This is a genomic window from Providencia sp. PROV_01 (assembly GCF_053098325.1).
Genome location: NZ_JBRFKD010000002.1, coordinates 3302682 through 3328823, shown reverse-complemented (window position 1 = coordinate 3328823; position 26142 = coordinate 3302682). Strand labels below are relative to the sequence as shown.

Below are 26142 nucleotides of genomic sequence, written 5' to 3'. Positions count from 1 at the left end.
AAATTATTAATAGGCTAATGAAGCTGGGGGGAGATCCGGTAGCGTGTGGGTTGCTACCGGATAAAAGACAATTAATCCGCGTTATTAAGCATTTGCTTCATTTTTGTCTGCATTTTTGAGCATTTTCCTGACAGGGATAATCAACGCTGCCAATACGACCGCACAGATGACCAGCGCAATAGAGACATGGGAGAATAGCTCAGGCATTGAATCCAATTGGTCTTTACGGATGTTACCACCCATGATACCTGCGGCAAGGTTACCCAACGCACTCGCACAGAACCATAACCCCATCACTTGACCACGCATTTTTTGTGGTGCGAGCAAAGTCATTGTTGCCAAGCCGATAGGGCTCAAGCACAGTTCTCCTAATGTCAGTAATAAGATACTGCCAACTAGCCAGAAAGGGGAAACGCCACTTTGTGTTGCAAGCACTTGGTTTGCTGCCACCATCATGATAGCAAAGCCACCTGCAGCAAATAAGATACCAATCACGAACTTGGTCATGCTGCTTGGGTTCATATTACGTTTAGCCAGAGAAGGCCAGAACCAGCTAAATACTGGGGCTAACAATATAATGAACAACGCATTAATTGATTGGAACCAAATGGTTGGGATTTCAAAACTGCCCATTTGGCGGTCAGTATAGTCGCGAGCAAAGATATTAAATGAAGTCGGTTTTTGCTCAAAAGCGGACCAGAAGAATGCGGCTGCAATCAGTAAAATTAAGCAAGCCAGTAAGCGAGAACGCTCGCTACTGTTTAAACCGCCAAGGAAGAACATAAATAAGAAATAGATGCCCACACAGGTCGAGATAACATAAGCAGAGCTTTTCGCGATGATTGAGGCATTAAATGGAATCGTACCATTATCAATCAAGACAACCAGTATGGCCAATAATACCATGGCAAAGGTTACCCATTTCCCCACGTTTTTGCGCTCAACTGTTGGGCGGTTCCATGTGGAATCAAGGCCAACTTCTTTATCATAGCGGCGCATTTGAGGAATGGCGTAAAAACGGAAAATTAACAGGGCAATTAGCATTCCTAAGCCACCAAGGCCAAAACCTAAATGCCAGCCATATTTTTCATGAAGTGGACCAATAATTAACGGGGCAATAAATGAACCCATGTTAATACCCATATAGAACAGAGAGAAACCGCCATCACGACGTGTATCTTCTTTCTTATACAGCGTTCCTACCATCACAGTAATACAGGTTTTAAATAACCCTGTACCTAATACGATGAGTAATAAACCAACGAAAAAGAAGGTATTTGATAAGAAGGCAGACATTGCGATGGATAAATGGCCAAACGCAATAATTAATGAGCCGTACCAAACCGCGCGGCGCTGACCTAACCAGTTATCGGCTAACCAACCACCCGGCAACGAGGTGATATAAACCCCACCAGCGAAAATACCGACAATAGCGGAAGCTTGTTCAATAGGTAATTCCATTCCGCCTTGTAATAATGCCGCACTCATAAATAGAATAAGTAACGGTCTAACTCCGTAAAAAGAGAAGCGTTCCCACATTTCTGTGAGGAAAAGCGAACTCAATGGGTATGGATGCCCAAAAAAAGTTTTTGTTTTAGTCGCAGAATTGTTCATCTGTGAACTCCCATAAATACTCTCTTGAGAGGTTGTGCATGATATAAAACACCAAGCCGTGCGCTTGAATGTCAATTGTTATTGATATGTTAACACAAGCATGTGAAACATATTTTTAACATACATTATTATAGAATCACCTATATACAGAATGAATTTATTGTAAAAGGTGTGCTTTTAAGGTGAAAAGTCGATATAACTCTCATTTCTCACGATAAGCTAGGGGAAGATACAGGATTTTAGTTGACAATAAAAGAAAGAATTTTGAATCGATTAAATTGTTTAAAATCAATTACTTGATGTTGTAAAATTTTAATTTTAAGCAAAGTGAGACAATAAAGCGTATAAATCATCAGGTTTTTGTACAAAAAATAGCAAGGGGGTTATTGGTCGGACGGGGAAGCGCGTAGACCATCGGATTGGCGCCGGATAACTAACCATGAATAAATTAAGTTGAAGAGAACTAACGCCGCAGTGAAAAAGAATACGGCTCTGAAACCATAGGTGGCAGCGACAAAGGAGCCCATTAAAGGCCCTGTCACGTTTCCAACATCGCGTAATGCTTGGTTATAGCTGAAAATACGCCCAGTCACTTGGTGAGAAATATTATAGATAATTAACGTTTGTACCGCAGGTAATAGTGCAGCATTTAGTGCCCCAAGCATAAATCGGAGAAAGCCTAACTCCCAATAACTACTTACCAACCCCATTGGGAATAATACAAAAATAGATGCGCCCAGCACGGCGAGTAAAACTTTTTCAGGGCCTATTCGGTCACTGAGTTTACCTAACATGGGCGCACTGATTAAAGCCGCAACACCGGGAATGGAGGCTATTACACCACTGACAAAGGCGAGGTTTTCTAAAGAATCAGATAGATCCCGAACATAGAGGGTGATCACGGGGTTGATTGACCCCATCGCAGCTTGAATGATCATCGTGGTGAAAAACAAGCTAATGACTAAATTCTTATTGCGTAGTGAGGCAAATACTTGCTTGCTGGACAATGCATCTTTGCGCGAAACCGGCGTGAAGCGTTCTCTAACATAAAAGAGCGTGACAAAAAAGCAAATAAACAGCACCGTTGCTGTAATAAAAAAGACGGGGCGTAAGCCATATTGGTCAGCAAGAAAACCGCCGATTAATGGGCCAATAAGTGCGCCACTGACCGCACCAGTCGCAAGGACGCCCATAGCCCAGCCGCTTTTTTTCACGGGAATTTGAGTTGCAATCAACGCGTTAGCATTAGGAACAAAGCCACCCAATAAACCTAATATGGCTCTTAAGGCTAATAATTGCCAAATATTCTGCGCAAAGCCGATTAACACCATGACAATCGCCATGCCCAGCGCGGATCGCAATAGCATTAATTTTCGCCCTTTGCGATCGGATAATCTCCCCCAAAATGGAGCGGCAATGGCAGAAAATAAAAAGGTGATACTAAAAACGGCACCAGTCCATAAATTCAACGAAGCATGGTCTTTGACACCAAGTTCTTCAATATATAACGGGAGAAAAGGCATGATCAGGCTAAAGGCGGCACCTGTTAAAAAACAGCCGAACCACACGACGTATAGGTTACGTTTCCAATACTCTGTTTTTCCCGTCATAATTTTCCCGTTATATTCAGTTCTACAGCGTTGTTGGCCTCATTCAGCTACCCAAGTCACTTTTCCCGTCATATTCAGTTCTACAGCGTTGTTAGCTTCATTCAGCTACCCGAGTCACATACTTATGTATGCTCCTCGGGATATCTTCATTTTGCCGCCTAGCTGTAGACCCGACTATTTAGGGAAAACAGTATGAAAAACAACAAGAAAAGCATCATAAAAAACAGTTGAAAAATCACGCCATATAGAGAGAACAGTATAAAAAACAGCAAGAAAAACATCATAAAAAATAGTTGAAAAATCACGCCATATAGAGAGAACAGTATAAAAAACAGCAAGAAAAGCATCATAAAAAACAGTTGAAAAATCACGCCATATTTAGAGAAAACAGCATAAAAAATAGCAAGAAAAACATCATAAAAAGCAGTTGAAAAATCACGCCATATTTAGAGAAAACAGTATAAAAAACAGCAAGAAAAGCATCATAAAAAATAGTTGAAAAATCACGCCATAATTTATCTGATTACGTTAATCATTAATGATGGATTTTGTCTAAATCCCCGTATAACGAAGGTTCCCCTTCAGGGCGTGTTTTAAAACGGCGGTGTAGCCACATATATTGTTCTGGCGCCCTGAGGATTTCTTTTTCGATAATTTGGTTCATCATGGTTGCGGTAGCCACATTATCTTCAATTGGGAAATCATCAATGGCAGGTTGAATGATCAATTCATAACCTTTACCGTTAGGTAAACGCCTTGGGGTAAAAGGCACCACTAAAGGGGAAGCCAGGCGTAAAATAATTTGTGAACCATTGGTTGTCGCTGCATTTTCTACAGCGAATAAAGGTGCAAATGTACTATTGCGTGGGCCGTAATCATGGTCGGGGGCATACCATAAAATTTCCCCATTTTTTAAGTCGCGTACCATGCCTTTCATATCTTTGCGATCCAACATATATTTATTGGAACGTAACCGCCCACGGGTTTGTAACCAATCAAGCAGGTCATTATCATTGGCGCGATACACACCAATACCCGGGTTTAACATACCAAAGGCACGCGCACCTATTTCCAAGGTTAGAAAATGAACGCCGAGCGCGATAATCCCTCTGCCAGTTTGGCGGGCTGCAACGGCATTTTCTTCCCCAATGACTTTGACCCAGCGACGAACGCGCCAATCAGGCCAAAACCAAGCCATACCCGTTTCAAATAAGCCCATGCCGACAGATTCAAAGTTTTTGTCTATGCAACGCTGCCGTTCCTGCTCACTCATCTCTGGAAAGCATAATTGCAAATTTCGTTCTGCGACTTTCACCCGCTTTTTCAAAAAGCGCTTGGAAAACAAACCTAAACGAGTTCCCATCCAATAAATGATAGGATAAGGCAATAAAACAAGAAGATATAATACGCCAATACCTAGCCAAGTTAGCCAGTAACGAGGATGGAGGAACCGTTTTTGAAATTTTGGAGCTAGTATCATTATTATCCGAATATATTAGTCATAAATTAATAAAAAGGCATGATTAAACTATATCAAATTATTCGTTTAAAGCGTTAACTGCCTGCATGGTGCTCATTAACTCAGCTAAGTTGCGAACAGCCATTTTCTCCATGACACGAGACCGATGAACTTCAACGGTGCGCACAGAAACACAGGCTGCCTCAGCAATTTCACGGTTAATTAAGCCTTGCAACACATAGCCACAGATATCTTTTTCACGAGGCGTGAGCGTTTCATAGCGCTGTTTAATTAAATACCCTTCAGTGGCTTTCGTGGTTTGTGAGCGAGCTTGCTCTAAGGTCTTAGCAAGCTGTTGGCTATCAATGGGTTTTTGTAGAAAATCAACGGCACCCAGTTTCACTTGTTCTACCGCCATCGGGATATCCCCATGGCCAGACAAAAAGATCACGGCTAATGTGCTGTGTTGTTCCCTCAGGTATTGGTGAACTTGTCGCCCATCTAATTTAGGCATGCGCATATCCAATAACACCACACCTTCTTGGTGTAATGCCGCATTTTGGATAAATGCTTCACTGTCATTCCAAACGGTAACGCTATAGCCCAATGTTTCTAGTAAGAATTGGCAGGCATCCGTCACATCGGGGTCATCATCCACGAGATGGATCACTGGCATACATATACCTCGTCGTGTAGAGGGTGACAAAATAGGGTGCTTTATGTAATGAGCATTGATTATCGTAATAAAGCCATTGTCACATATAGTTAATGTGAATGTTATCAATTACGTGGCAAAACATGCTCAATCCACGATTTTATTGTGATAATTGAAAATGAGAGTGACCATTAGGCCATGTAATCCATCATCACTCAGGTTATTTTCGATACGAATATCGCCACCTTGGCTTTGGATCAAACGCTGGCAAATCACTAAACCTAACCCTAAACCTTCTTTTTTAGTCGTAGTAAATGGTGTGATACCTTGCTCTAATTGACCCGCAGGCATACCTCCGGCATTGTCCTGCAAGACAAGTAAAAAATGCTGCTGTGAAAAATGAAACTCGAAACGCAGTAGGGTTGCCCCCGCTTGTAAACTGTTGCTGATTAAATTGGAAAGTAATTGCTCAAGTAACGTATCAGGCAACATCAGGGAGATGTCAGGCGTTTCAGGTAAAATTAACTTTGCATCGGGGTAGTGTTGGTCTGCACGCAATAATTGCCAAATATGATTAATGGCCTGTTTAACTGATTGTTGGCTCAAGGTGACTGCCGGGTCAAGACTTGGTTTACCCGCCCAGAGGCGTAAATTACGAATGATATCGGCTCCACGTTGAGCTTGGTCATCGATTTTTGTTAATGCGTTAATTAATGGGTGGCTTTCAGACTCTTTAGTCAGGCGTAGAATACACCCTTGGGCATAGTGGCGGATTGCAGACAGGGGTTGATTCAATTCATGAGCAAATCCAGAAGCCATTTCCCCCAAAATATTTAACCGCTGTGCCTTTTGTAAATTGGCTTCTTGTTCTCGTAAGCGGTTATGCGCTTCTTCTAATTGGCGGCTACGGCGCCTAACCAAAAAGGCAATCCAAACATGATTAATGCCAAGTAACACAAAAAATAACGCGACAAGGCTAAGAGTGATTTGGTTTTGAATAGTCCAACTGACGATATCTTGCCAGATTTGACGTTGTTGCGGGTGTTGGTTAACGTCCCTGAGCAAGGTTTCAACTTGAGTCACCGAGGCCGGAGCTCCCCAACGCATGGCGGCTTTATCGGTTGATAATAATGTCTTGGTGACTTTGTCGACTAAATTATCCGGCACTTCACTTAAGGCAGCAAAAGACCAGTTTGGATACAGTTCTGTGCTAGTTAAACAAGAGAGAGAGCTTGGATGTTGAATTAGTGGACGAAATTGTGTTTTATCAATCAGCCCTTCGCTATGCATATTTTCTAATAAACAGACAGGAACAATTGCCGCAGATAATGAATCATCACGCAGTGCATATAATAATGCATCAGCAGGAAAGCCTAAAAATTGCATCTTAAAGTCTTTAGCCGCATCGTAGCCCATATCCCTTAACACTTTGTAACCTAATAAATAGCCACCAAAAGCATCTGGCGAGATAGCGCCGACTTTTTTGCCAATTAGGTTTTTAACTTCTGATATATCACTGTCTTTGCGAACTAATATTAAGCTGCCAATAACATTACGCGTCGTGCTGTTGGGCTCCACATCAGAACGAAGGGAGAGCAACCAACGTAAATGATAGCGGTTATCTAACTGAATAAATTGGGCAGGATTCGTCAGTAAAAAATCAATCTTACGGTTGGAAATTGCTTCTTTCATTTCATCTAAATTGAGTGGTTGTAACGTAAAACGTTCCCCAGGAATCGACTCATTGAGTGTGTCAATAAGTGGTTGCCAATGAGATTGGGTGGAACTCGGTCCACGCAAGGCTAATACTCCGATAGTCCATTGTGCCGAAATTGCAGGCAAAGACCACGTCAGTAGCATGATTAATAGTATGTGATACAACGGCCTAGGCGATTTTTTTAACATATTTGAGTTATTCGTTGCGTTAGATCAATTTAGCTACGGGTATGTGGTAAACCACAATAGGGCGGCGGCTCCACACTTCTTACAATGGCACTACACGTTTTATCAAGATAACTCATTTGGTTTAAAGAGAAATAACAATTCCACGGGTTATCTTAACGAGACTGTACCCATTGTCAATAACGCATGTAATACAAATAACATATTGATTAATAACTTTTATTTTCGCATTAGCAATGTCAGTACTGGAGCCAATTATGGATCTGAGTAAACGAAAATTTCTACAACAAATTGGGGCGGTGACTGCGGGAGCTTCGTTAATTCCTATCGCAGAAGCTGGGCTCAGTTTTTCCCCGACACGCCGAGAAGGCAACCCAGAAAAACGTTATGGAATGTTGATTGATTTACGCCGTTGTATTGGTTGCCAATCTTGCACAGTAAGCTGCTCGGTTGAAAACCAAACCCCACAAGGCCAATTTAGAACGACAGTGAATCAATATCAAGTTGCAGTGAAGGGCGAAGAAGGTTTTACCAACGTATTATTACCTCGCCTATGTAACCACTGTGATAACCCTCCTTGCGTACCGGTATGTCCAGTTCAAGCGACTTTCCAACGTGAAGACGGCATTGTTGTCGTTGATAACGAACGCTGTGTTGGTTGTGCTTACTGCGTACAAGCGTGCCCATACGATGCTCGCTTTATCAACCACTCTACGCAAACCGCCGATAAATGCACATTTTGCGCTCATCGCTTAGAAGTGGGGTTATTGCCAGCTTGTGTTGAATCTTGTGTGGGGGGCGCACGCATTATTGGGGATTTAAAAGACCCGAACAGTACTATTCGTAAAATGCTGACAGAGCACGAAGCTGAAATCAAAGTCCTCAAACCGGAAAATGGCACATTGCCACAAGTTTTTTATATTGGTTTAGATGACGCATTCGTGCAGCCGCTACAAGGCAAAGGGCAGCCCGCATTATGGCAGGAGGTGTTCTGATGAATGGCCAAGTAACTTATATTTCAGAAGTCATGGCTCAGCCACAAGAGTTCTTTTGGCTTCCTTGGGCGGTACAATATTTCTTCTTCATAGGAATTGCTGCTTGCGCGGTACTGTACGCTTGTTATCTTCATTGGAGAAATAAACCTGAAAACAGTCGCTTAGAGATGATTGCAGTATTTATTGCTATCACGATGGGCATTACCGCTCCATTAGCATTAACCGCAGATTTACACCAAACCGCAAGGGTATGGCATTTCTACGCGCATCCAACAATATGGTCTTGGATGTGGTGGGGGTCTGTGTTACTGCCATTATTCACTACATTTATTGGTTTATATTTTGTCGCATTAGTGGTGAAACTGATTTGGAAAAAAGAGTTTAAAGCAACACGTTGGGTGGCGTTGTTGGCTGCACTTTCAGCGATAGGATTATTGTTATATACCGGCCGTGAAGCCTCAGTATTAAATGCTCGCCCAATTTGGTATAGCTGGTGGATACCAGTATTGATGTTCCTCAGTGCGCTACAAGTATTACCTGCATTGATTAACTTAGGAGCACGCCGTGAACCTCAATATCAAAACCGCTTAGCACGCTTCCAAGTTGTGACATTATTGCTGTTCGCCGTTTGTTTTGCGCTATGGCTCTCAGGTGATACCACCTCAGGTATTGCAGTACGTCAACAGTTAGATACAGCAAGCCCTGGGTGGTGGATGTTGATGGGAGTTTGTGCATTGTGGGTAATCACTTTTGCGATGTCCGTCAGTAATTTAAAAGCGAATCGCTCGGTTGCATATATCACTGTTCTCGCTTTAATTTCAATGGCTTTTGCTTGGACGATACGTTGGATTTTCCTGATGGAAGTTCAAGCGGTACCAAAATATAACATTATCGCTAACCCATACCATTTCCCATTGGGAACAGACGGATTACTGGCAATTGTCGGCACATTCGGTTTATGGATTGCATTAACAATTATTGTTCGTGAAGGTGTTCGCTGGTTTGCGAGGAGAGTGCAACATGGCTAAATTCTCAAGACGTCAATGGCTTAAAGGTGGTTTGGTTATCGGTGGTATCGCATTATTTGGTGCAAGCTACCGTGATGTGGCCAAACGTGCAGTCGATGGTCTGGTTAATGGTACGTCAGGTAAAGTCACTCTTGATAGGCTCAATGGTAACTCTTTACGTCCTGAAGGACAGGCACTGAAAGGTTGGCAAGAAAACCCAGAACAAGTGGTTGCGATGACGCAATGTTTTGGTTGTTGGACTCAGTGTGGTATTCGTGCTCGCGTTGATACAGCGAAAAATGAAGTATTGCGTATTGCAGGGAACCCTTATCATCCACTATCTCATGAAGAGCATTTTCCGTATGGCATGCCGCTGAAAACGGCATTTAACAAAATGAGTGGGGAATCAGGCCTTGAACACCGTTCGACTGCCTGTGCTCGAGGTGCGACGTTAATGGAAGGCTTAACAAGCCCATTGCGTATTCTCGAACCGATGAAACGTGTTGGCAAACGCGGGGAAGGTAAATGGGAGCGCATCAGTTTTGAACAATTAATAAAAGAAGTGGTTGAAGGGGGCGATTTATTTGGTGAAGGGCATGTGGATGGCTTACGGGCGATCCGTGACTTAGAAACGCCTTTAGACCCATCCCAACCAAAACTGGGACCAAAAGCCAACCAATTATTAGTGACCAATGCAGGTGACGACGGCCGTGATGGTTTTATCCGTCGCTTTGCACAAAATGCCTTTGGTAGTAAAAACTTTGGAGCTCACGGTTCGTATTGTGGATTGGCTTATCGTGCCGGTTCCGGTGCATTGATGGATGATTTGGACAAAAACGCCCACGTCAAACCCGATTGGGATAATGTTCGTTTCGCACTGTTCTTAGGCACATCGCCTGCGCAATCAGGTAACCCATTTAAGCGCCAAGGCCGTCAATTGGCGACTGCGCGTTTACGTGATTCATTTAACTATGTGGTGGTTTCGCCTGCATTACCATTAACAACGACTTTAGCAAATGACCACGGCCACTGGGTCCCAGTACAGCCGGGTACTGACGCTGCGTTAGTGATGGGGATGATCCGTTGGATCATTGAAAATGAGCGTTACAATGCCAAATACCTCAGTGTGCCAAGTGAAAAATCCATGGAAGCGATGGGGGAGAAAAGCTGGACTAACTCAACACATTTAGTCATTACGGATGATAACCACCCATTAGCTGGCAAATTGTTAATTTCTTCTTATATCACAGGAGAAGGTGACGATGAGAAAGCCTATTTAGTACAAGATGCCTCTGGCGAATTAAAACTGGCAAACGAAGTTCCAACTGCTGAATTGTTTGTGACACGCCAAGTGACTTTGCGCGATGGCAGTGAAGTGACGGTTAAATCCAGCTTCCAGTGTCTTAAAGAAGCCGCAAATCGCATGACTTTGGAAGAATATAGCCAGCGCTGTCATGTCCCAGTAAAAACCATTGAATCACTGGGTAAAGCATTAACGTCTTATGATAGAAAAGCCGCAGTTATTTCCCATGGCGGTATGATGGGCGGTAATGGTTTCTACACTGCATGGTCAGTTATCATGCTTAACGCATTGATTGGTAACTTAAACTTGAAAGGCGGTGTTTCTGTTGGTGGTGGTAAATTCAACGGAGAAAACGATGGGCCACGTTACAAAATTGCCAGCTATAAAGGTAAAGTGAAACCTAAAGGTGTGGTGTTATCACGTAGCAATGAAGTGTATGAAAAATCAGATGAATTCAAAGCGCGTCAGGCAGCAGGTGAGAACCCATATCCCGCAAAAGCCCCTTGGTACCCGTTTGCCAAAGGTCAACTAACAGAACAGTTAGCATCCGCCTTGATGGGGTATCCTTATGCACTGAAAGCGTGGATCACCAATATGACTAACCCTGTATATGGTATCGCAGGTATTCGTCAGGTGATGGAAGAAAAACTGAAAGACCCTAAACACTTGCCGCTGATTATAGGTATTGATGCCTTTATGAATGAAACCACGGCATTGGCAGATTACATTGTGCCGGATACCCATAATTTCGAAAGTTGGGGGTTCAGTGCACCATGGTCTGGTGTGCAGGTCAAAGCCAGTACGGCACGTTGGCCGATTGTTGAGTCACGCACGGCTAAAACAGCAGATGGCCAGCCAGTTTCGATGGAGAGTTTCTGTATCGCTGTAGCAAAAGAACTTAATTTACCGGGCTTTGGTGATAACGTGATTGAAGATATGGATGGCAACATGCATTCACTCAATACAGCTGAAGACTATTACTTAAGAGTTGCTGCAAATATGGCATGGCTAGGGGAAAAACCAGTTCCTGAAGCCGCAACAGAAGATATCCAAATCAGTGGCGTGGAGCGCATTTTACCAGCGATTACGCGTACGTTAAAACCAGAAGAAGTTCGCCGTGTTGCCTATATTTTCACAAGAGGAGGCCGTTTTGCTCCGTATGAAAAAGCCTGGGATGGCGATGCAACAGGACCTCAATGGAAAAAAGGCTTACAAATTTGGAATCCAACGGTGGCAATCAATCGACATGCCATAACGGGTGAGCGTTATAGTGGTTGCCCAACTTACTATCCACCACGTATGGCAAATGGCGATGATGTGAATACGGTATTCCCAGAACAAGAGTGGCCGTTGAAACTGATGTCATTTAAATCCCATGTCATGAGCAGTTCAACGACAGTCATTGAACGTCTACGCCATGTGAAACCAACGAATCTTGTTGCTTTGCATCCCGATGATGCAGCAAAAATGGGTGTCAAACATGGCGATTGGATCCGGATCACCACACCGGGTGGCCATGCTGAAGCCCAAGTGAGTGTTCTTGATGGTGTAATGCCTGGGGTACTTGCGATTGAGCATGGTTATGGGCACACCGAAATGGGGGCGAAACAGCATTATCTGGATGGCCAACCAATGCCAATGAATGAGGCAAATGGTTCAGGAATTAACTTAAATGACCTTGGGTTTGCTGACCCAACACGTGAAGTCGCCAACACGTGGTTAGACTGGGTTTCGGGGGCATCGGTACGCCAAGGATTACCTGCTCGCATTGAGTTAATTGGTTAAACTAAGTAGTAAGGATGGTTAGTGATGGGGACCTGCATAGCTTCATTATTAACCATCTGGTTGTTGGCAATATGTAGTAAGCAGTTGACATTGCGCATAAAACGGTGTGCTACCACACCGTGACTTCGGCAAATGCCTGGGAGGGGGAGCCCTCCCTTTTTTAATGGTTTATCGCAACAGTGGGGAAACCGATTGTTCCAAACCGATGCTTTGAAGCATCAAAACACCCATCAAAATAAATAAAATACCTGCCAAAATTTTTAGTGAGATTGCCCAATAAGGGGAAAATGACTTTCCTTTTAATTGTGATACGCGAACCGCATTATCACGCATTAAATGAACAAAAATGGCAATTAAACAAATGGTTAATGCAGTACCCATTGCCATTGCTAAGGCAGCGATAACTCCCCATGTATATACTTCTATCACATAAGAAAACAGCAATACGAGAATTGCTCCAGAACAAGGACGAATCCCCATTGATAGAATAATCAATAGGTTACTTTTAAAACTGGATTGCAATTGATGAGACTGGATAACGTGTTGGTGGCCACAACCACAGCTGTCCGAGTGGCTATGGGCTTTTGTTTTAATTATTGCTTTCGTTGAAGAATTCAATGGCTGAATGCTTTTTATCGTGAGTGGGGTTAAGTATTTTGATTTGCGGATTAACCAGCCACGACGTAATGCGCTGAGACATAAATAGCTACCCAGTAAAATAACAAATAGATAACTGATTTGTTCTGCATATAAACTGGCTTGGTTGAGATGTTTAGTAGAGAGTTGGAATAGGATCAATACTAAGGAAACTAAAGTAATCGCAACAAGCCCTTGTAAGAGTGATGCTAGTAAGCTAATGATAACACTCTGCTTTAAATGAGTCGCTTGGGTGGCAATATAGGTGGTAATAATTAATTTGCCATGACCCGGTCCAAGGGCATGCAAAAAACCATAAGCAAAGCTGGCAATCACCAGTAACCCACCTGCATACCATGGGCGAGAGGTGGTTTCTTGCAATAAGTAAGATAACCCTTGGTTTAACTGTTTTTGCCAAGCTAGGCTAAGTTGTAGCCATGATCCCCAGTGAATGTATAGCTGCCAAGTGACATAGGTAATAAGTCCTACAAACAGCGCAGTAATTATTAATTTTTGCGTACGTAAAGGCATTATGGACATTGTATATCAACCCGTTGTGCAAACTGTTTGCCAAGTGCTAAATCCTCTTCTGGATTATCACTTTTGTCTAAAGAGAAAGCGTAGGCGCGCATTGAATCGGTCACATTTGCTTCTTGTAATTCCATCTGGCAATTTGCAGCAATATCCAACGGTAGGTTAATTTGTTGTTTATTTTGGTAAGTCATACTGACATAGAAAGTTGGGTCATAAGTTTGAATTTCCACATGGGAACCTGCTATAGGCAGGGGTTGCATAAATGAAGCGGTAAAGAAGAAAACTAAAGAAAAGCCATCTTTTTCTAAATGGTAGCTATCTGGAATTCGTTTAAAGCTCACTTTCTTCCCCTGATAATAAAAATCAGTGAAATAATCTTGCACCAACACATTTGCCATAATAATAGCTTCTTGCTGTTTCCAACGAGGATCATCCGGTTTAATGCCTTTTAATTCATAGGCGATATCCGCTGATGTCATGGGGTCCATTTTCCAAACATAGCTAATCCCTGTGTATTTATCTTGTTTATTTTCAAGGGAAATTTGCATCTCAATAAAACTGTGAGGGTGTGCCGCTACTAGTGGAGCAACTATGAACAGAAATAAAAAATAGAAAGGAAAAAATCGCATCATTCAGTCAGCTAAATTGGCTTATCAAATAAATGTTATAACATAACGAACTGCAAACTAAAAAGAAAAATATTTCGGAATGATTTAAAAATCAACTTAAAACGAGTCGTTAATACTTCCATCACAATAACCTTTCAAATAAAGGGTTTTTTATTAACAAAATAACAGCGATAATATTTGATAATAATCAGATGTGGACATTTCGTGAACACCACATGATTTTAAGCTTTAAATATTAACTAGTTACAAAGGAAAAGAGAACACCATGCCAGTGTTACATAACCAAATTTCAAATAAAATCTTAAAAGAGCGCATGTTGGCTGAGGTCGAGCCGCGCACCACTATCTCTTTTTACAAGTATTTTAATATCCAAGACCCAAACGAATTTCGTAATCAATGGTACCAACAATTTAAAGCATTGAGTGTTTTTGGGCGCGTTTATATTGCCAAAGAAGGTATTAATGCACAAATCAGTGTGCCTGAATCCAATGTGAGCGCATTACGCGAACTCATTTATGCAACAGATCCCGCATTAGAAAACCTACGTTTAAATATTGCGATTGATGATGACGGTAAATCATTTTGGGTGCTGCGTATGAAAGTCCGTGAGCGTGTAGTGGCTGATGGTATTGATGACGAAACATTTAACCCAGCAAATACGGGGCAATATCTAAAAGCTCACGAAGTGAATGAGATGATTGATGACCCAAATACTGTTTTCGTTGATATGCGAAATCATTATGAGTATGAAGTGGGGCGTTTTGATAATGCGATTGAAATACCATCAGATACATTTAGAGAGCAACTGCCAATGGCGGTTGAAATGCTGCAAGAGCAAAAAGACAAAAATGTTGTGATGTATTGTACTGGTGGGATCCGTTGTGAAAAAGCCAGTGCTTATATGCTGCATAATGGTTTTAAAAATGTCTACCATGTTGAAGGTGGGATTATTGAATACGCACGTAAGGCGAAGGAGCAGGGCCTACCTTTACGGTTTAAAGGGAAAAACTTTGTTTTTGACAACCGCATGGGTGAGCGCATTACAGAGGACACATTAGCACAATGCCACCAATGTGGCGCGCCTTGTGATGCACATACCAATTGCCGTAACGATGGCTGCCACTTATTGTTTATCCAATGCCCTAGTTGTGCAGAAAAGTATGAAGGCTGCTGCAGTTCGTCTTGCACAGAAGAAATGAAACTTCCTGAGCAAGAGCAACGCGCACGCCGTGCAGGCCGTGAGGTCAGTAATAAAATCTTTAATAAATCACGTCACCGTTTATCCGATGGGTTATTAAATAAAGACAACTAGTCATTAATGTTATCTATAATAAGAAAGCCCTGCAATTAGGGCTTTTTTTTTAATATAAATATTTAAACACATTATATATAAAAAATAACTCTATTCTGTTTTTGACGAAAACTTTAGAGGTAATATGCCTTTTTTGTGAGTAAACAGTGCTATTGCTAATTCCTAGTTTTCGAGAAATAATATGATTAGGTGTTTCATTCATCCAATTGTTAATAATATTTTGTTCTTTAATTGTGAAAATAGATGACTCAATATTATTAGCAAGCTTAGTAATTTTCTCTATTTGTTCATAGTCACGAATAACCTTATCAAGAGTTTGAATAATAATATCTTTTGATAGAATGAAATAATTATCCTTTAATAACAATGGATTGTTTGTCTGTGGGTACGGGGCGTTAATATAAATATAAAACCGTGTATTATTGGTATTGCTTAATAATTGCTGTAGCGTAGGACAGTAATTAGAGTAATTACAATAATACGTTAAATTCACCAGTATAATGCTTGGTGTGTTTATATTTATAAAACCAATGGCTTCTTTTATGCATCCTGTACTAATAAATTCGAGTTTTTTATTTTTGGATAAATATTCTGTAATGCCAAGACGTGTATAATAACATTCATCAATAACTAATATTCGCATTGGAACATCCTTGTTCAAGAAGGTGCCTTACAATAAATTGGAACTGATAGTGAAGTCAACCAAGGATTAATAAAAACAATAAATAGTGTTCTTATTTTAAATTGCGAATTAGTAATTAATTAATAAGGTAATTATATAAAAATATATAATTACCTGTATGAATGAATAAATTAAATGGATATTAGTGACCCTAATATCCATTTATTTCCCTAGTGTGTTTTAAAACCAAGCTCAACATATTCCCCAGATTCTATCTTGTCTACACCTGCTTGAAGAATATGAATGAGTTGTTTAGCCACATCAGTCGTTAGCCACATGGTTTTATCCACAATAGCGTCACCTGTGTGTTTATCTTGCTCGGGGAGGTAGTGCAAACGCAACATCATAGCGTCGTAATCATCGACTGTACTGATGTCCCAGCCAACTACTGGGTGGGTTTGAATGACATCATTTTTTTTATTCATATAAACCTCCTAATCAAACATCGTGATAAATAATAAATATCTATAACTGACTAAGAGCAATGACCTCGTGATGAGTCCACTTTTAGTATAAGGAGATTTCGCCAATAAGAAAGCAAATAAAACATTTTTTTTGTCTATATGGCAGAAAATGCATAAAACGAATAACAAGCATTGTAAAAATAGAATGGGAAGTATTTTGAACTTCCCATCGGCGTGTAAACGACTAACTCAGAGAGACTGTCCAGCGTGCATCTTGCCCTGCTAAGAAAGGAACTAATTTATCATTACAGCAGTCAATGGATTCACAAATTATATTTTGTTCTTTAGTTAGCGTAATTGCCCCTTCATTCACAGGTAAGTTATAGAATTTAGGGCCATTTAGGGAACAAAAAGCTTCGAAATGCGCCAAGGCACCGAGCTCTTCAAAAACACTTGCGTAAGCCGCTAATGCGGTGGGAGCATTAAAGACCCCAGCACAACCACAGGAAGATTCTTTACGTGATTGTATATGTGGTGCGGTGTCGGTACCAAGGAAGAAACGGTCACAACCTGAAGCAACCGCTGTACGTAATGCTTCTTGGTGCACATTACGCTTCAAAATAGGTAAGCAAAATAAATGCGGTCTTATACCACCAACTAACATATGGTTACGATTAAACATCAAATGTTGAGGTGTTAAAGTTGCAGCTGTAAATTCATTCGCTTCTTGGACATATTGAGCCGCTTCTTTGGTGGTGATGTGTTCAAAAACGACTTTTAGTTTTGGAAACTGTGCCCGTAGTGGCAACATAACTTGCTCAATAAATAAGGCTTCTCGGTCAAAAATATCGATATGACTTGCGGTGACTTCACCATGGATAAGCAGTGGCATTCCTGCTTGTTCCATTGCAGCTAATACGGGGTAAATCTTTTTAATATCGGATACGCCATGGCTAGAGTTAGTTGTTGCATTGGCCGGGTAGAGTTTACAGGCAGTAAATACCCCCTCGTTAAAGCCGCGAACGACTTCAGCAGGATCTGTGCTATCAGTAAGGTAGCAGGTCATTAAAGGGGTAAATTGATGTCCTTGTGGAACCGCTTTTAGAATACGCTCGCGGTAAGCTTTTGCGGCTTCAATTGTTGTGACTGGTGGCACTAAATTCGGCATGACAATCGCGCGGCCAAAGAATTCACTGGTATAGGGAACGACCGTTTTTAACATATCATCATCGCGAAAATGAACATGCCAATCATCAGGGCGGCGGATCGTTAGGGTAGTTACAGTTGTCATTAAACCGGCTCCATAGGGGAAGAGTGAATGATGAGCGAGTGCTCAAGCCGGAATAGAATGATAAAGGTAAAGTGAAAAAATAGCTATGAGAAATCGCGATTATAGCTTATTTCAAAGGTAGATTATGTAAATGACGTAAATAGCTAACTTATTCAGGCATGCAATAGCAAAAAACCTGCTTAAGTTTCCTTAAGCAGGTTTCTCTAAATTTTGGCTCCTCCAGCTGGACTCGAACCAGCGACATACGGATTAACAGTCCGCCGTTCTACCGACTGAACTATGGAGGAACTCCTTGGTACGCAGAGGATATTAGCTTTCTCTTACTGTATTGTCAAAGGAGAATAGCGAAAAATATGTTTGTTTGCCTGTTATCTGTGCGAACTGTTGGAAGTTTGATCGAAAATTAGGTAATGGTGATTAATCAAGACCATACACAAACAAAAAGACGGTAACAAACTTAAGTCGATGGGCGGTATATTATTTCAAATTTAGTGGTTAACTGCAGTTAACCACTAATTGATGAATGTAACTTACAGAAATTATCTACAGCGGAATAACGAGAACTGGTTGGGCGATATCGTCGAGTAAACTACGAGTCACAGAGGTATTAAGCCAGCGTCCAAGTGAAGAAAGATGGCGATGAGAAATAATTAATAATTCGCAGTTATATTTTTCCATTTTTTTGGGGATGGTATCGATAGGGGTACCTGCAGCGAGTAGTCCTTGGGCTTTAAACCCCATGCTATTTAAGGCGCTGGTGACCTCTTTTAATTGTTTTTGTGCCAAAGCTTCTTCTTTTTGCGCGGCAGGGTATTCATCCCACTCATCGCTATCTTTACTTAACCCAGTGCGGCTTAGTGCAAAGGTATTATCGACAACAGTCAATACAATCACATTGCTGACACAGCCAGTCATACGCTGCATAAAACTAAGTGCATTACTGCTATTCTCAAAGCTGTCGACGGCTAACAACACATTATTAATCATGATTAGTTCCTGATAGGCGAACTAAATAGCGCCTTTAAAGTTAGCTCCCCTTTTTTCCAATACTTTTTGTAAAATGGAAAGGTTTTTGGGGATCATACGTTGATCGATAAATGAAAAATAACCCACCATTCGGTGGGCAAAGTCGCTGTGTTTTGCGTGGCTACCCAGTTGTCTGGGAGTGTGGCTTACAGTGGAGTGAAATCTTGCCCAATGGCTTAGTAGCTGATAAGTTTTTAACAAAACCAGTGTGATCACAGTTTTGTTCATCAGCGGCTCCCATCGAGTGTATTAATGGTGACATCTGCAGACATACCCACACGCAGCGCATTCATCATCTGGGCATGCTCGGTGTTGCTATCAAAAACAATTTTTACAGGTATGCGCTGTACAATTTTAGTAAAATTACCCGTCGCATTTTCCGGGGCAACGGGTGAGAAACTTACGCCAGACGCGGGAGCAATACTATCGACATAGCCTTTTAATATTTGCCCTGGGAAGGTGTCGATACTAATATCAACGACTTGGCCATGAGTAATATTTTCCAATTGAGTTTCTTGATAATTCGCGATGATGTAGAGCTTATTTTGGGGAACAATAGCCATTAAAGCATCGCCTGGCTTAACAAACTCACCGACGCGCAAACTTTTTTTACCAATTACCCCACCAATTGGGGCAGTAATGCGGGTGTAAGAGAGGTTCAGTTCAGCCATTGCTTTTTTGGCTTGAGCTAATGTCAATTCAGCATTGCTATCAGCCTGTTTGGCTTCTAAAACTTGCAACATATTTTTGGCTGCTTTTAATGATGCTTCAGCTTGTGCAACACTTGCTGTCACTGTTTGTACACGCGTAGTTGCTTGTTGTGCCGCTTGTTGTGAGCCTGCGCCAGTATTTGCCATTTTGTGGTAGCGAGTTTTTTCTTGGTACGCAAATTGGAGTTCTGCTCTTGCAGATTGCAGTTGGGCTTCTGCCGCAGCGATTAAGGCCTGTTGACGCATTAAATTGGCTTTTGCATCATCTTGCCGTGCGCGAGCAGATTGCTCTTGTGCAGCAGCCTGAGAAAGTGCAACTGTAAATTCTCTGGGATCAATGACTGCTAATAATTCACCTTCTTTAACCCATTGGTTATCTTGCACAAGGACTTCGGTCACCACACCTGAAATCTGTGGTGATATACGTGAAATATCCGCTCGGATATAAGCATCATTGGTGTTTTGAGCATTTTTTTTAATGGCGAATTTATTAATTAATAATCCTCCCATCAAAACAACAATAGCGATGATAGCCAGAGCGACATTTTTATTAATTTTTAATTTGATCTTACTCATTCTAATTTCCTGATAATCAATAACTAAGCAGCGGCAACAGACCGCGGTGGATAAATACGAGTTGGCATCACTAAAATCAGCCCGGTTAATAACAGTGCTAAACCAGAAACCAACAGATATAGGTCAGAGCTAGCTAAAACATGTCCTTGGCTTGAAGCGAGCTGTGTGAGCTCACCGATAGAATTCGTCGCCGTATCGCGATAAGTACTGCCGTAGCTGTCAGCAATGACGCCCGAATGAAAATCACCTCGCTGGCGGCTTAATAGGGCAATTGCTCCCCCGGCAGCCGTTGCTGCAAATCCTTTAACCGCATTAAACCAAGCAGCAGCAAATGGACCATCAGTGGGCAGTAATCCGCCCGTTGCCATCATCAATAGCGGAATAACGGCCATGGGTTGTGCAACAGCTTGTAAGAGAGAAATCATTCTAAAATTGTCACCATTCCAATCAGGGGTCAGTTGTGATGCGAGAAAACAAGCGGCTGTCATCAAAAGTAAACTAATGGCGAGCACCCAACGGCAATCAACTTTGGGGGTATTACAAATAATGGCTATGATAGGGAGCGTGATGAGTTGTGGGAGTGACACCCATAGCATCATGTCGGAGGTTTGTTCTAAGCGATACCCTTGAATAGACGATAAATAGCCAGAGGTAATATTCACCAAAGAAACCATAATCAACAGCACACCACCAAGGGTGATTAATGAGAACGATAGATTCCGTTTGCTAAGTAACTGCAAGTTGAAGAAGGGTAATGGGTGGTACCATTCGTTTATCAAAAACAGAGCTAATAAACCAAGTCCACCAATCAATAAAACATAAATTAGTGATGAATTTAGCCAATCAAGGCGTTCTCCTTGAGAAATACCTACGGTGAGCATAGCAAGTGCACTTCCCCCCAGAAGTAAACCTCGCCAGTTAAACTGTTTCAGTCGTTCTAAGCGTAAAGGGTCTTGTGGCAAACCAAAGCCAATGCAGATGGTGGCTATCGCCATTAGTGGTAAGTTCCAATAAAAATACCCACTCCACCCCCAGTGGAAGGCAAACGCGGCCGCAGTGGCACCAAAAGTAGCACTCCATGCAGAAACCCAGCCATAAGCTCCTAAACCTAATACTTTAATAAGCGGAGGCATAAAGCGCAGCACTACCGTCATTAACATAGGCGGGAGAGCCCCGCCCGCAAAGCCTTGTAAACTACGTATTGTTAATAGAAGAGCATAATGATCTCCTAGCCATGGTGTAATTAATCCTCCAATCAGATAAATAGAACACATAACGAGCGCAACACGACGTAGTGAGAATGTTGGCCAAAAGCAAGGAGTAAATCCTGAACCAATTACAAAACCAGTTACATAACAGGTGATTAACCAACTGCCAGTATCAATATTTAATGCCATTGCCCCCTGAATATCGCCTAGGGCGAATTTACTGGCGTTTTCTCCCACGCCACTCGCCATTACTGCTAAAAAAACACCAAATAGACCCATCCATGTGCGGCCATTAATTTCACTCGCACTGGCTATCCATTTGTTTTTTTAGGTTGTATGATAGACGCATCAACCATTTCAAACTCCTGCCATTTAAAAATTTGCTCTGTCATTTTTTAGTAGTAGTATCTAAACTTTATTTAATTGTTTAAAATGAAATGATGTAATTAAATTATTGCATGAAACGCAATCCACTAATGAGGAGGGCTGCAAAGGGGCGAGGAGGAAAAATGCCACAAAAAATCGACTTCAATTTGATTTATGCGTTGAATTTATTATTGGAGGAAGGAAGTGTAGGAGGAGCCGCCAAAAAAATGAACCTGAGTGCTCCTGCTATGAGCCGAATTCTAGGGCGAATTCGTGAGCAATTTAATGATCCCATTTTAGTCAGGGCAGGGCGTAAATTAGTACCAACTCCCAGAGCATTAGAATTAAAAGAACAACTTAGCCATATTATTGCTCAAGCAGAAGCGTTAATTAATCCTGATGAATTATTCAATCCAAAAACATTAGAAAGAACATTTGTTATTCGGGCGAATGATATTTTTATTGGCGCCTTAGGTGGTGGGTTGTTAGAAAAACTCAGGGAATTAGCTCCCCAAAGTAGCTTAATTTTTATCGCAGAAAGTGATATTGAAGATGATTCTTTGCGTAGCGGTAAAGTCGATTTGGTTATTGGTTCTTCTCGAGATTGGCACCCTGAAATTAAGGCTCAGAGCTTATTTACTAGTACTTTTCAGGCGTTGGTTCGCCCAGGGCATCCGATTATTGGACAAGTGACACCTGAGAGTTTAACGCATTACCCGCATATTAGCGTATCGCGGCGGGGGCGTACATTGGGACCAATTGATGACGCGTTACGTGACCTTCAATTAGAGCGTAATGTTGCGTTGACTTTGCCTAGCTTTCATTCAGCTATGATGCTAACGATGAACTCTGATTATATTTTGCCGCTCCCTCGCCATGTACTGCAAGGGGTAAAGAGTGTTAATTTGCCGTTAATTGAAATTGAACTCCCTTTGGAATTGGAATCTATATTTATCGTGCAAGCATGGCATCCAAGGTTGGATAGAGATCCTGCGCATCAATGGTTACGCCAGACAATTAAACAATTTTTTCTGGAGAAAGAGTAGCTATTCATTCTATGGTGCGGGTCTTTGCGGTTGCTTAGTTAGTAGCTGAATATTCAGAAGGGTAACTTTCAGAAAGATAGCAAAAAGCCCGCATTAAGCGGGCTTTTTAAATTTGGCTCCTCCAGCTGGACTTGAACCAGCGACATACGGATTAACAGTCCGCCGTTCTACCGACTGAACTATGGAGGAATTGCTTTGTTCCTGAGAACGAGGCGCATATTACCCATCCTGTTCACCGTTGTAAAGCATAAAAACGAAAAAAATAGCCAAGTGAGTGTTAAGTAATCGATTTGATGATTATCTACTCCAATAAGTGGTGTCGTTGTCTATAGTATGCGGCTTATAGGAGATGCAGAGGGAACTGATAATAGAGGTGAATAATTCATGAGTAGCAGAACATAACAAACAGATAGCAAAAAGCCCGCATTAAGCGGGCTTTTTTTAAATTTGGCTCCTCCAGCTGGACTTGAACCAGCGACATACGGATTAACAGTCCGCCGTTCTACCGACTGAACTATGGAGGAATTGCTTGTTCCTGAGAACGAGGCGAATATTAACGACATCATCTCAGGCTGTCAATCATAAAAACAGAAAAAATATCTAACTGCTCATTCACTGCACATTCTGACGAAGTTTTGCTCTAGTTAATTGATATTGAATTAATTTTGAGCTGCAAGTGTACCAGGTAATTGCGTAGAAACTTCAGGATAAGCAACATGATAGATATCATAAAACGATATCATTCCTTTTAATGCAATTAAACGCGATATTTCTTGCTTTATTGCAGAGCTAACATCTTGTGAATCAATGATTTTACTTATCGCATTATCAGAAACGGGTTCAGTGACAAACCATTCTCCGTTATAACAAACGCGTAAATCTAACACACCAATATCTTCAAAATGATAGACAGGTTTAATGTCAAAAAGTAGCACACTTGCTAGTATAATAAAGAGAATAGTGATACCCAGAGCCCAATAAGGGCCAAAATAAGGGGCATACCAAAGAATAATGGCTAGGGGGACATAAGCCGCAACCATGCCAACACATAAATAAGGGTGGTTGGCGAGAAACTGGCTATTAAAGTAAGGTTTCCCATCTCGGTTTTCACGTTTATTGATGGCATCCAAGTCTTCGACGAGTATTTGTTTGATAATATCCATGTGTATAACTCTCTCTCAGATATCTATACTAGGAGGGTATCACGAGCCGTTGAGATTGTTATATATCAGTTAAAAAAAATATTTACACAGATTGTCATCGTATCAGATAATTCTTACTGACATTTATTGGGTTGTTGGCTTTTTAAATTAAAGTTTTCTTTAAACTATCAACTAAATGCAGCATTTTTGTTAACGTTATAGTCGATAAAAGTGACGCAATCGAAAAAACGACATATTTTTGAAGTTTACCCGTATAAAATAGTTGCTATTATCTTTAAGTCATGAGTTAATGAGTGTCGGCCTGTTTAGCAGTCCTATTTGATGTATGATTACTGAGTTAGTGTGTTCTAAAGAAGAAAGTTATCACAGATAGCCTTTGACCGTGACGCTGCATCTTGGTGTTTCCCTGATTAAATAGTTGACTCTGGCCCGTATATGCCAAAAGGCAAGTTTTTTTGATGTTATATAGGAAAAGTCAAATGTCCGACAAAATGAAAGGTCAAGTTAAGTGGTTCAACGAGTCTAAAGGCTTCGGTTTCATCACTCCAGCTGATGGTAGCAAAGACGTTTTCGTCCACTTCTCTGCCATTCAGGGCAATGGTTTCAAAACTCTGGCTGAAGGTCAGCAAGTTGAATTCACCATTGAAAACGGTGCAAAAGGCCCAGCAGCTGCTAACGTAACTGCTATCTAAGCTAATTGCTTAACTGATTTTCTAAAGCCCGTCATTTTTAATGACGGGCTTTTTCGTATGCGCTACATTTATGGTTAATATATTTTGTTGGAAAAGACTGTTATGAATATTAATGACCGTGTTTATGTAAAAACAGACGGGGAAGAGCGTCGTGAAGGCACTATTTTACTTATTGAGCCCTTCAATGAAGGGGTAATGTACTTAATCGCATTACCAGATTACCCGGAAGGTATTTGGTTTTTTAATGAAAAAGAGGGTGATGAAGGGATTTTTGTTACACCAATTGAAAGATCAGTTTCAAGTTAATGAACACTTTGTTCTTTACTTAATAATTTTCCCCACTTATACTCCTTCCATCTTTTACTTAGGAGATTATTACTTGGACAGTCAGAGTTGGAATAAAAACTTAATTTAATGGCAAGCCAGTAATCATCTTTTCTTTTCACTGCTTGCCACAATGGCGGGCGGTGTCTGATGTTTCCTCATCATACTACTCCCTTATAATTGTATTTAATTAGATAGCATATTATAGCTGTATTGAGTGTGTATCATGTTGGTCTATATTTATTCTCTATTTCCTCCAGGCAATAGCTAATGGTTTTTGAGTAATTTATTTTACTCAAAATATATGGCTATATGCTTTTTATTAGGCATATAAATCATTATCCAAGTTATTTTTGGAGGGATTATCATGCTTTTTTCCCCTGATATTTTAAATTTACTGTCTGCTATGTGTTTTGGTGCATTAATCGGTGCTGAGCGCCAGTGGCGTCAACGAATGGCGGGCTTGAGAACCAATGCACTGGTTGCAACAGGTGCTGCGGTGTTTATTTTAAGTTCTGTAACAACATCTCCTGATAGCCCTGGGCGTATTGCTGCCCAAGTGGTGTCTGGAATTGGTTTCCTCGGGGCGGGTGTGATTATGCGTGAAGGCATGAACATTCGAGGTCTAAATACTGCGGCAACGCTTTGGTGTTCTGCGGGGATCGGTGTTTTATGTGGATTAGGGCAGTACTCTTTGGCATTGATGGCGACGTTATTAATTTTATGCGCCAACATTTTATTAAGAGAAGCAGCTTCACGAATTAATAAACAACCACAGCAGCAAGCGCTTGATGTAGAACAGCGCTATAAGATCCGTGTAATGTGCCATCAAACGGATGAAATTTTAGTAAGAACACTTATTTTACAAGCAATTAACGGGCTTCATATTCGATTGCAATCGTTAAGTAGTGCCGACACATTAAAGCCTGAACAGCTGGAAGTGTGTGCTGAATTCCTTGCAACACCCGCCGAGCAAAAGGAAATTGAAGCATTAGTATGCAGAATAAGTCTTGAGCAAAGTGTTAGTGCTATCAATTGGAAAGTCGCATCAGAGCTACCTGCCTGATGACTTTAAATTAACTCACTATAGGAGCTGAAATGGACGACCACCCTCCGTCATGGAGTCGTAAGCTGGAGCTATCTAACTGATAATAAACTAATTTTATTTCAGTTGGATAGCGTTAAAATCACGAGTGTTGTATTCGAGACAACG

23 protein-coding genes and 3 tRNA genes are annotated in these 26142 nt (G+C 41.3%); 9 read left to right on the top strand and 17 right to left on the bottom strand.

Going from position 1 to position 26142, the window contains the following annotated elements; genetic code table 11:
- Positions 1-84 precede the first annotated feature (84 nt).
- From ACU696_RS16345 to ttrS, 5 genes are all read right to left on the bottom strand, one after another.
- Positions 85-1614, bottom strand: a complete 1530-nt coding sequence (locus ACU696_RS16345) for a peptide MFS transporter (RefSeq protein WP_004909757.1) — start codon at positions 1612-1614, stop codon at positions 85-87.
- A 383-nt stretch (positions 1615-1997) separates the two neighbouring features.
- Positions 1998-3224 (bottom strand): multidrug efflux MFS transporter MdtG, encoded by a 1227-nt coding sequence (gene mdtG, locus ACU696_RS16340; protein WP_004909760.1) that lies wholly within the window; start codon positions 3222-3224, stop codon positions 1998-2000.
- 535 nt (positions 3225-3759) lie between these two features.
- Positions 3760-4704, bottom strand: coding sequence for a Kdo(2)-lipid IV(A) acyltransferase (locus ACU696_RS16335; RefSeq protein WP_209101327.1), 945 nt, complete (start codon positions 4702-4704; stop codon positions 3760-3762).
- Between the two features lie 58 nt (positions 4705-4762).
- On the bottom strand, positions 4763-5359 hold the full coding sequence (gene ttrR / locus ACU696_RS16330; RefSeq protein WP_109911086.1) for a tetrathionate respiration response regulator TtrR: 597 nt from the start codon (positions 5357-5359) through the stop codon (positions 4763-4765).
- A 126-nt stretch (positions 5360-5485) separates the two neighbouring features.
- The gene (gene ttrS, locus ACU696_RS16325) at positions 5486-7243 is read right to left on the bottom strand and encodes a tetrathionate respiration histidine kinase TtrS (RefSeq protein ID WP_109911087.1); all 1758 of its coding nucleotides are present in this window, start codon (positions 7241-7243) and stop codon (positions 5486-5488) included.
- Between the two features lie 254 nt (positions 7244-7497).
- Here ttrS and ttrB point away from each other — a divergent pair, with 254 nt between their 5' ends.
- The 3 genes from ttrB to ttrA are packed head-to-tail and all read left to right on the top strand — an operon-like array spanning position 7498 to position 12330.
- Positions 7498-8235 carry a tetrathionate reductase subunit TtrB gene (gene ttrB, locus ACU696_RS16320; protein ID WP_109911088.1) on the top strand — a complete coding sequence of 246 codons (738 nt, stop codon included), beginning with the start codon at positions 7498-7500 and terminating at the stop codon, positions 8233-8235.
- Entirely contained in the window at positions 8217-9263 is a 1047-nt protein-coding gene (gene ttrC, locus ACU696_RS16315; protein WP_109911089.1) for a tetrathionate reductase subunit TtrC, read from the top strand. Before ttrB ends, ttrC begins: the two co-directional genes overlap by 19 nt.
- Positions 9256-12330, top strand: a complete 3075-nt coding sequence (ttrA, locus tag ACU696_RS16310; protein ID WP_209101332.1) for a tetrathionate reductase subunit TtrA — start codon at positions 9256-9258, stop codon at positions 12328-12330. Before ttrC ends, ttrA begins: the two co-directional genes overlap by 8 nt.
- 168 nt (positions 12331-12498) lie before the next feature.
- On the opposite strand, the gene ACU696_RS16305 is transcribed toward ttrA, so the two are convergent.
- Positions 12499-13506: a nickel/cobalt transporter gene (locus tag ACU696_RS16305; protein ID WP_232799045.1), complete on the bottom strand. Its 1008-nt coding sequence runs from the start codon at positions 13504-13506 to the stop codon at positions 12499-12501.
- Entirely contained in the window at positions 13497-14048 is a 552-nt protein-coding gene (locus tag ACU696_RS16300) for a DUF1007 family protein (RefSeq protein WP_231136563.1), read from the bottom strand. The genes ACU696_RS16305 and ACU696_RS16300 overlap by 10 nt, the downstream gene beginning before the upstream one ends.
- A gap of 346 nt (positions 14049-14394) precedes the next feature.
- Between ACU696_RS16300 and trhO the strand changes: the two genes are divergently transcribed.
- Entirely contained in the window at positions 14395-15441 is a 1047-nt protein-coding gene (gene trhO / locus ACU696_RS16295) for an oxygen-dependent tRNA uridine(34) hydroxylase TrhO (RefSeq protein ID WP_109911091.1), read from the top strand.
- Between the two features lie 49 nt (positions 15442-15490).
- Here trhO and ACU696_RS16290 read toward each other — a convergent pair whose 3' ends face one another.
- The 5 genes from ACU696_RS16290 to ACU696_RS16270 form a co-directional block, all read right to left on the bottom strand.
- Complete coding sequence (locus tag ACU696_RS16290; RefSeq protein ID WP_181937011.1) at positions 15491-16084, bottom strand: LuxR C-terminal-related transcriptional regulator; 594 nt, start codon at positions 16082-16084, stop codon at positions 15491-15493.
- A gap of 209 nt (positions 16085-16293) precedes the next feature.
- Positions 16294-16548, bottom strand: a complete 255-nt coding sequence (bssS, locus tag ACU696_RS16285) for a biofilm formation regulator BssS (RefSeq protein WP_004909784.1) — start codon at positions 16546-16548, stop codon at positions 16294-16296.
- 223 nt (positions 16549-16771) lie between these two features.
- Positions 16772-17818, bottom strand: coding sequence for a dihydroorotase (gene pyrC, locus ACU696_RS16280; protein WP_209101335.1), 1047 nt, complete (start codon positions 17816-17818; stop codon positions 16772-16774).
- 211 nt (positions 17819-18029) lie between these two features.
- A tRNA-Asn gene (locus ACU696_RS16275) sits at positions 18030-18105 on the bottom strand.
- Between the two features lie 256 nt (positions 18106-18361).
- Positions 18362-18805 (bottom strand): universal stress protein, encoded by a 444-nt coding sequence (locus tag ACU696_RS16270; RefSeq protein ID WP_109911092.1) that lies wholly within the window; start codon positions 18803-18805, stop codon positions 18362-18364.
- Positions 18806-18915: 110 nt separating this feature from the next.
- Here ACU696_RS16270 and ACU696_RS16265 point away from each other — a divergent pair, with 110 nt between their 5' ends.
- Positions 18916-19056 carry a hypothetical protein gene (locus tag ACU696_RS16265; RefSeq protein ID WP_196719714.1) on the top strand — a complete coding sequence of 47 codons (141 nt, stop codon included), beginning with the start codon at positions 18916-18918 and terminating at the stop codon, positions 19054-19056.
- Positions 19057-19071: 15 nt separating this feature from the next.
- Here ACU696_RS16265 and ACU696_RS16260 read toward each other — a convergent pair whose 3' ends face one another.
- Together ACU696_RS16260 and ACU696_RS16255 are read right to left on the bottom strand one after the other, a co-directional pair.
- Complete coding sequence (locus tag ACU696_RS16260; RefSeq protein WP_196718662.1) at positions 19072-20130, bottom strand: HlyD family secretion protein; 1059 nt, start codon at positions 20128-20130, stop codon at positions 19072-19074.
- 23 nt (positions 20131-20153) lie between these two features.
- Positions 20154-21617 (bottom strand): MFS transporter, encoded by a 1464-nt coding sequence (locus ACU696_RS16255; protein WP_447343202.1) that lies wholly within the window; start codon positions 21615-21617, stop codon positions 20154-20156.
- Positions 21618-21847: 230 nt separating this feature from the next.
- Here ACU696_RS16255 and ACU696_RS16250 point away from each other — a divergent pair, with 230 nt between their 5' ends.
- Positions 21848-22750: a LysR family transcriptional regulator gene (locus tag ACU696_RS16250; RefSeq protein ID WP_447343201.1), complete on the top strand. Its 903-nt coding sequence runs from the start codon at positions 21848-21850 to the stop codon at positions 22748-22750.
- A gap of 113 nt (positions 22751-22863) precedes the next feature.
- Here the strand turns inward: ACU696_RS16250 and ACU696_RS16245 are convergent.
- The 3 genes from ACU696_RS16245 to ACU696_RS16235 form a co-directional block, all read right to left on the bottom strand.
- Positions 22864-22939, bottom strand: a tRNA-Asn gene (locus ACU696_RS16245).
- A 259-nt stretch (positions 22940-23198) separates the two neighbouring features.
- Positions 23199-23274, bottom strand: a tRNA-Asn gene (locus ACU696_RS16240).
- 135 nt (positions 23275-23409) lie between these two features.
- Positions 23410-23913 carry a YlaC family protein gene (locus ACU696_RS16235; RefSeq protein ID WP_004909795.1) on the bottom strand — a complete coding sequence of 168 codons (504 nt, stop codon included), beginning with the start codon at positions 23911-23913 and terminating at the stop codon, positions 23410-23412.
- Positions 23914-24392: 479 nt separating this feature from the next.
- On the opposite strand from ACU696_RS16235, the gene cspE reads away from it, so the two are divergent.
- From cspE to ACU696_RS16220, 3 genes are all read left to right on the top strand, one after another.
- Positions 24393-24605 carry a transcription antiterminator/RNA stability regulator CspE gene (cspE, locus tag ACU696_RS16230; protein WP_004909801.1) on the top strand — a complete coding sequence of 71 codons (213 nt, stop codon included), beginning with the start codon at positions 24393-24395 and terminating at the stop codon, positions 24603-24605.
- 102 nt (positions 24606-24707) lie between these two features.
- Positions 24708-24911 carry a protein DsrB gene (gene dsrB, locus ACU696_RS16225; protein WP_209101344.1) on the top strand — a complete coding sequence of 68 codons (204 nt, stop codon included), beginning with the start codon at positions 24708-24710 and terminating at the stop codon, positions 24909-24911.
- Positions 24912-25296: 385 nt separating this feature from the next.
- A complete protein-coding gene (locus ACU696_RS16220) occupies positions 25297-25995 on the top strand; it encodes an MgtC family protein (protein WP_004255789.1) in 699 nt (232 codons plus the stop codon).
- Positions 25996-26142 lie beyond the last annotated feature (147 nt).

What these genes read in the sequence shown, in the direction of transcription:
- ACU696_RS16345 (WP_004909757.1), bottom strand. Translation starts at nt 1,614, where the DNA reads ATGAACAATTCTGCGACTAAAACAAAAACTTTTTTTGGGCATCCATAC.
- mdtG (WP_004909760.1), bottom strand. Translation starts at nt 3,224, where the DNA reads ATGACGGGAAAAACAGAGTATTGGAAACGTAACCTATACGTCGTGTGG.
- ACU696_RS16335 (WP_209101327.1), bottom strand. Translation starts at nt 4,704, where the DNA reads ATGATACTAGCTCCAAAATTTCAAAAACGGTTCCTCCATCCTCGTTAC.
- ttrR (WP_109911086.1), bottom strand. Translation starts at nt 5,359, where the DNA reads ATGCCAGTGATCCATCTCGTGGATGATGACCCCGATGTGACGGATGCC.
- ttrS (WP_109911087.1), bottom strand. Translation starts at nt 7,243, where the DNA reads ATGTTAAAAAAATCGCCTAGGCCGTTGTATCACATACTATTAATCATG.
- ttrB (WP_109911088.1), top strand. Translation starts at nt 7,498, where the DNA reads ATGGATCTGAGTAAACGAAAATTTCTACAACAAATTGGGGCGGTGACT.
- ttrC (WP_109911089.1), top strand. Translation starts at nt 8,217, where the DNA reads ATGGCAGGAGGTGTTCTGATGAATGGCCAAGTAACTTATATTTCAGAA.
- ttrA (WP_209101332.1), top strand. Translation starts at nt 9,256, where the DNA reads ATGGCTAAATTCTCAAGACGTCAATGGCTTAAAGGTGGTTTGGTTATC.
- ACU696_RS16305 (WP_232799045.1), bottom strand. Translation starts at nt 13,506, where the DNA reads ATGTCCATAATGCCTTTACGTACGCAAAAATTAATAATTACTGCGCTG.
- ACU696_RS16300 (WP_231136563.1), bottom strand. Translation starts at nt 14,048, where the DNA reads ATGCAAATTTCCCTTGAAAATAAACAAGATAAATACACAGGGATTAGC.
- trhO (WP_109911091.1), top strand. Translation starts at nt 14,395, where the DNA reads ATGCCAGTGTTACATAACCAAATTTCAAATAAAATCTTAAAAGAGCGC.
- ACU696_RS16290 (WP_181937011.1), bottom strand. Translation starts at nt 16,084, where the DNA reads ATGCGAATATTAGTTATTGATGAATGTTATTATACACGTCTTGGCATT.
- bssS (WP_004909784.1), bottom strand. Translation starts at nt 16,548, where the DNA reads ATGAATAAAAAAAATGATGTCATTCAAACCCACCCAGTAGTTGGCTGG.
- pyrC (WP_209101335.1), bottom strand. Translation starts at nt 17,818, where the DNA reads ATGACAACTGTAACTACCCTAACGATCCGCCGCCCTGATGATTGGCAT.
- ACU696_RS16270 (WP_109911092.1), bottom strand. Translation starts at nt 18,805, where the DNA reads ATGATTAATAATGTGTTGTTAGCCGTCGACAGCTTTGAGAATAGCAGT.
- ACU696_RS16265 (WP_196719714.1), top strand. Translation starts at nt 18,916, where the DNA reads ATGAAAAATAACCCACCATTCGGTGGGCAAAGTCGCTGTGTTTTGCGT.
- ACU696_RS16260 (WP_196718662.1), bottom strand. Translation starts at nt 20,130, where the DNA reads ATGAGTAAGATCAAATTAAAAATTAATAAAAATGTCGCTCTGGCTATC.
- ACU696_RS16255 (WP_447343202.1), bottom strand. Translation starts at nt 21,617, where the DNA reads ATGGGTCTATTTGGTGTTTTTTTAGCAGTAATGGCGAGTGGCGTGGGA.
- ACU696_RS16250 (WP_447343201.1), top strand. Translation starts at nt 21,848, where the DNA reads ATGCCACAAAAAATCGACTTCAATTTGATTTATGCGTTGAATTTATTA.
- ACU696_RS16235 (WP_004909795.1), bottom strand. Translation starts at nt 23,913, where the DNA reads ATGGATATTATCAAACAAATACTCGTCGAAGACTTGGATGCCATCAAT.
- cspE (WP_004909801.1), top strand. Translation starts at nt 24,393, where the DNA reads ATGTCCGACAAAATGAAAGGTCAAGTTAAGTGGTTCAACGAGTCTAAA.
- dsrB (WP_209101344.1), top strand. Translation starts at nt 24,708, where the DNA reads ATGAATATTAATGACCGTGTTTATGTAAAAACAGACGGGGAAGAGCGT.
- ACU696_RS16220 (WP_004255789.1), top strand. Translation starts at nt 25,297, where the DNA reads ATGCTTTTTTCCCCTGATATTTTAAATTTACTGTCTGCTATGTGTTTT.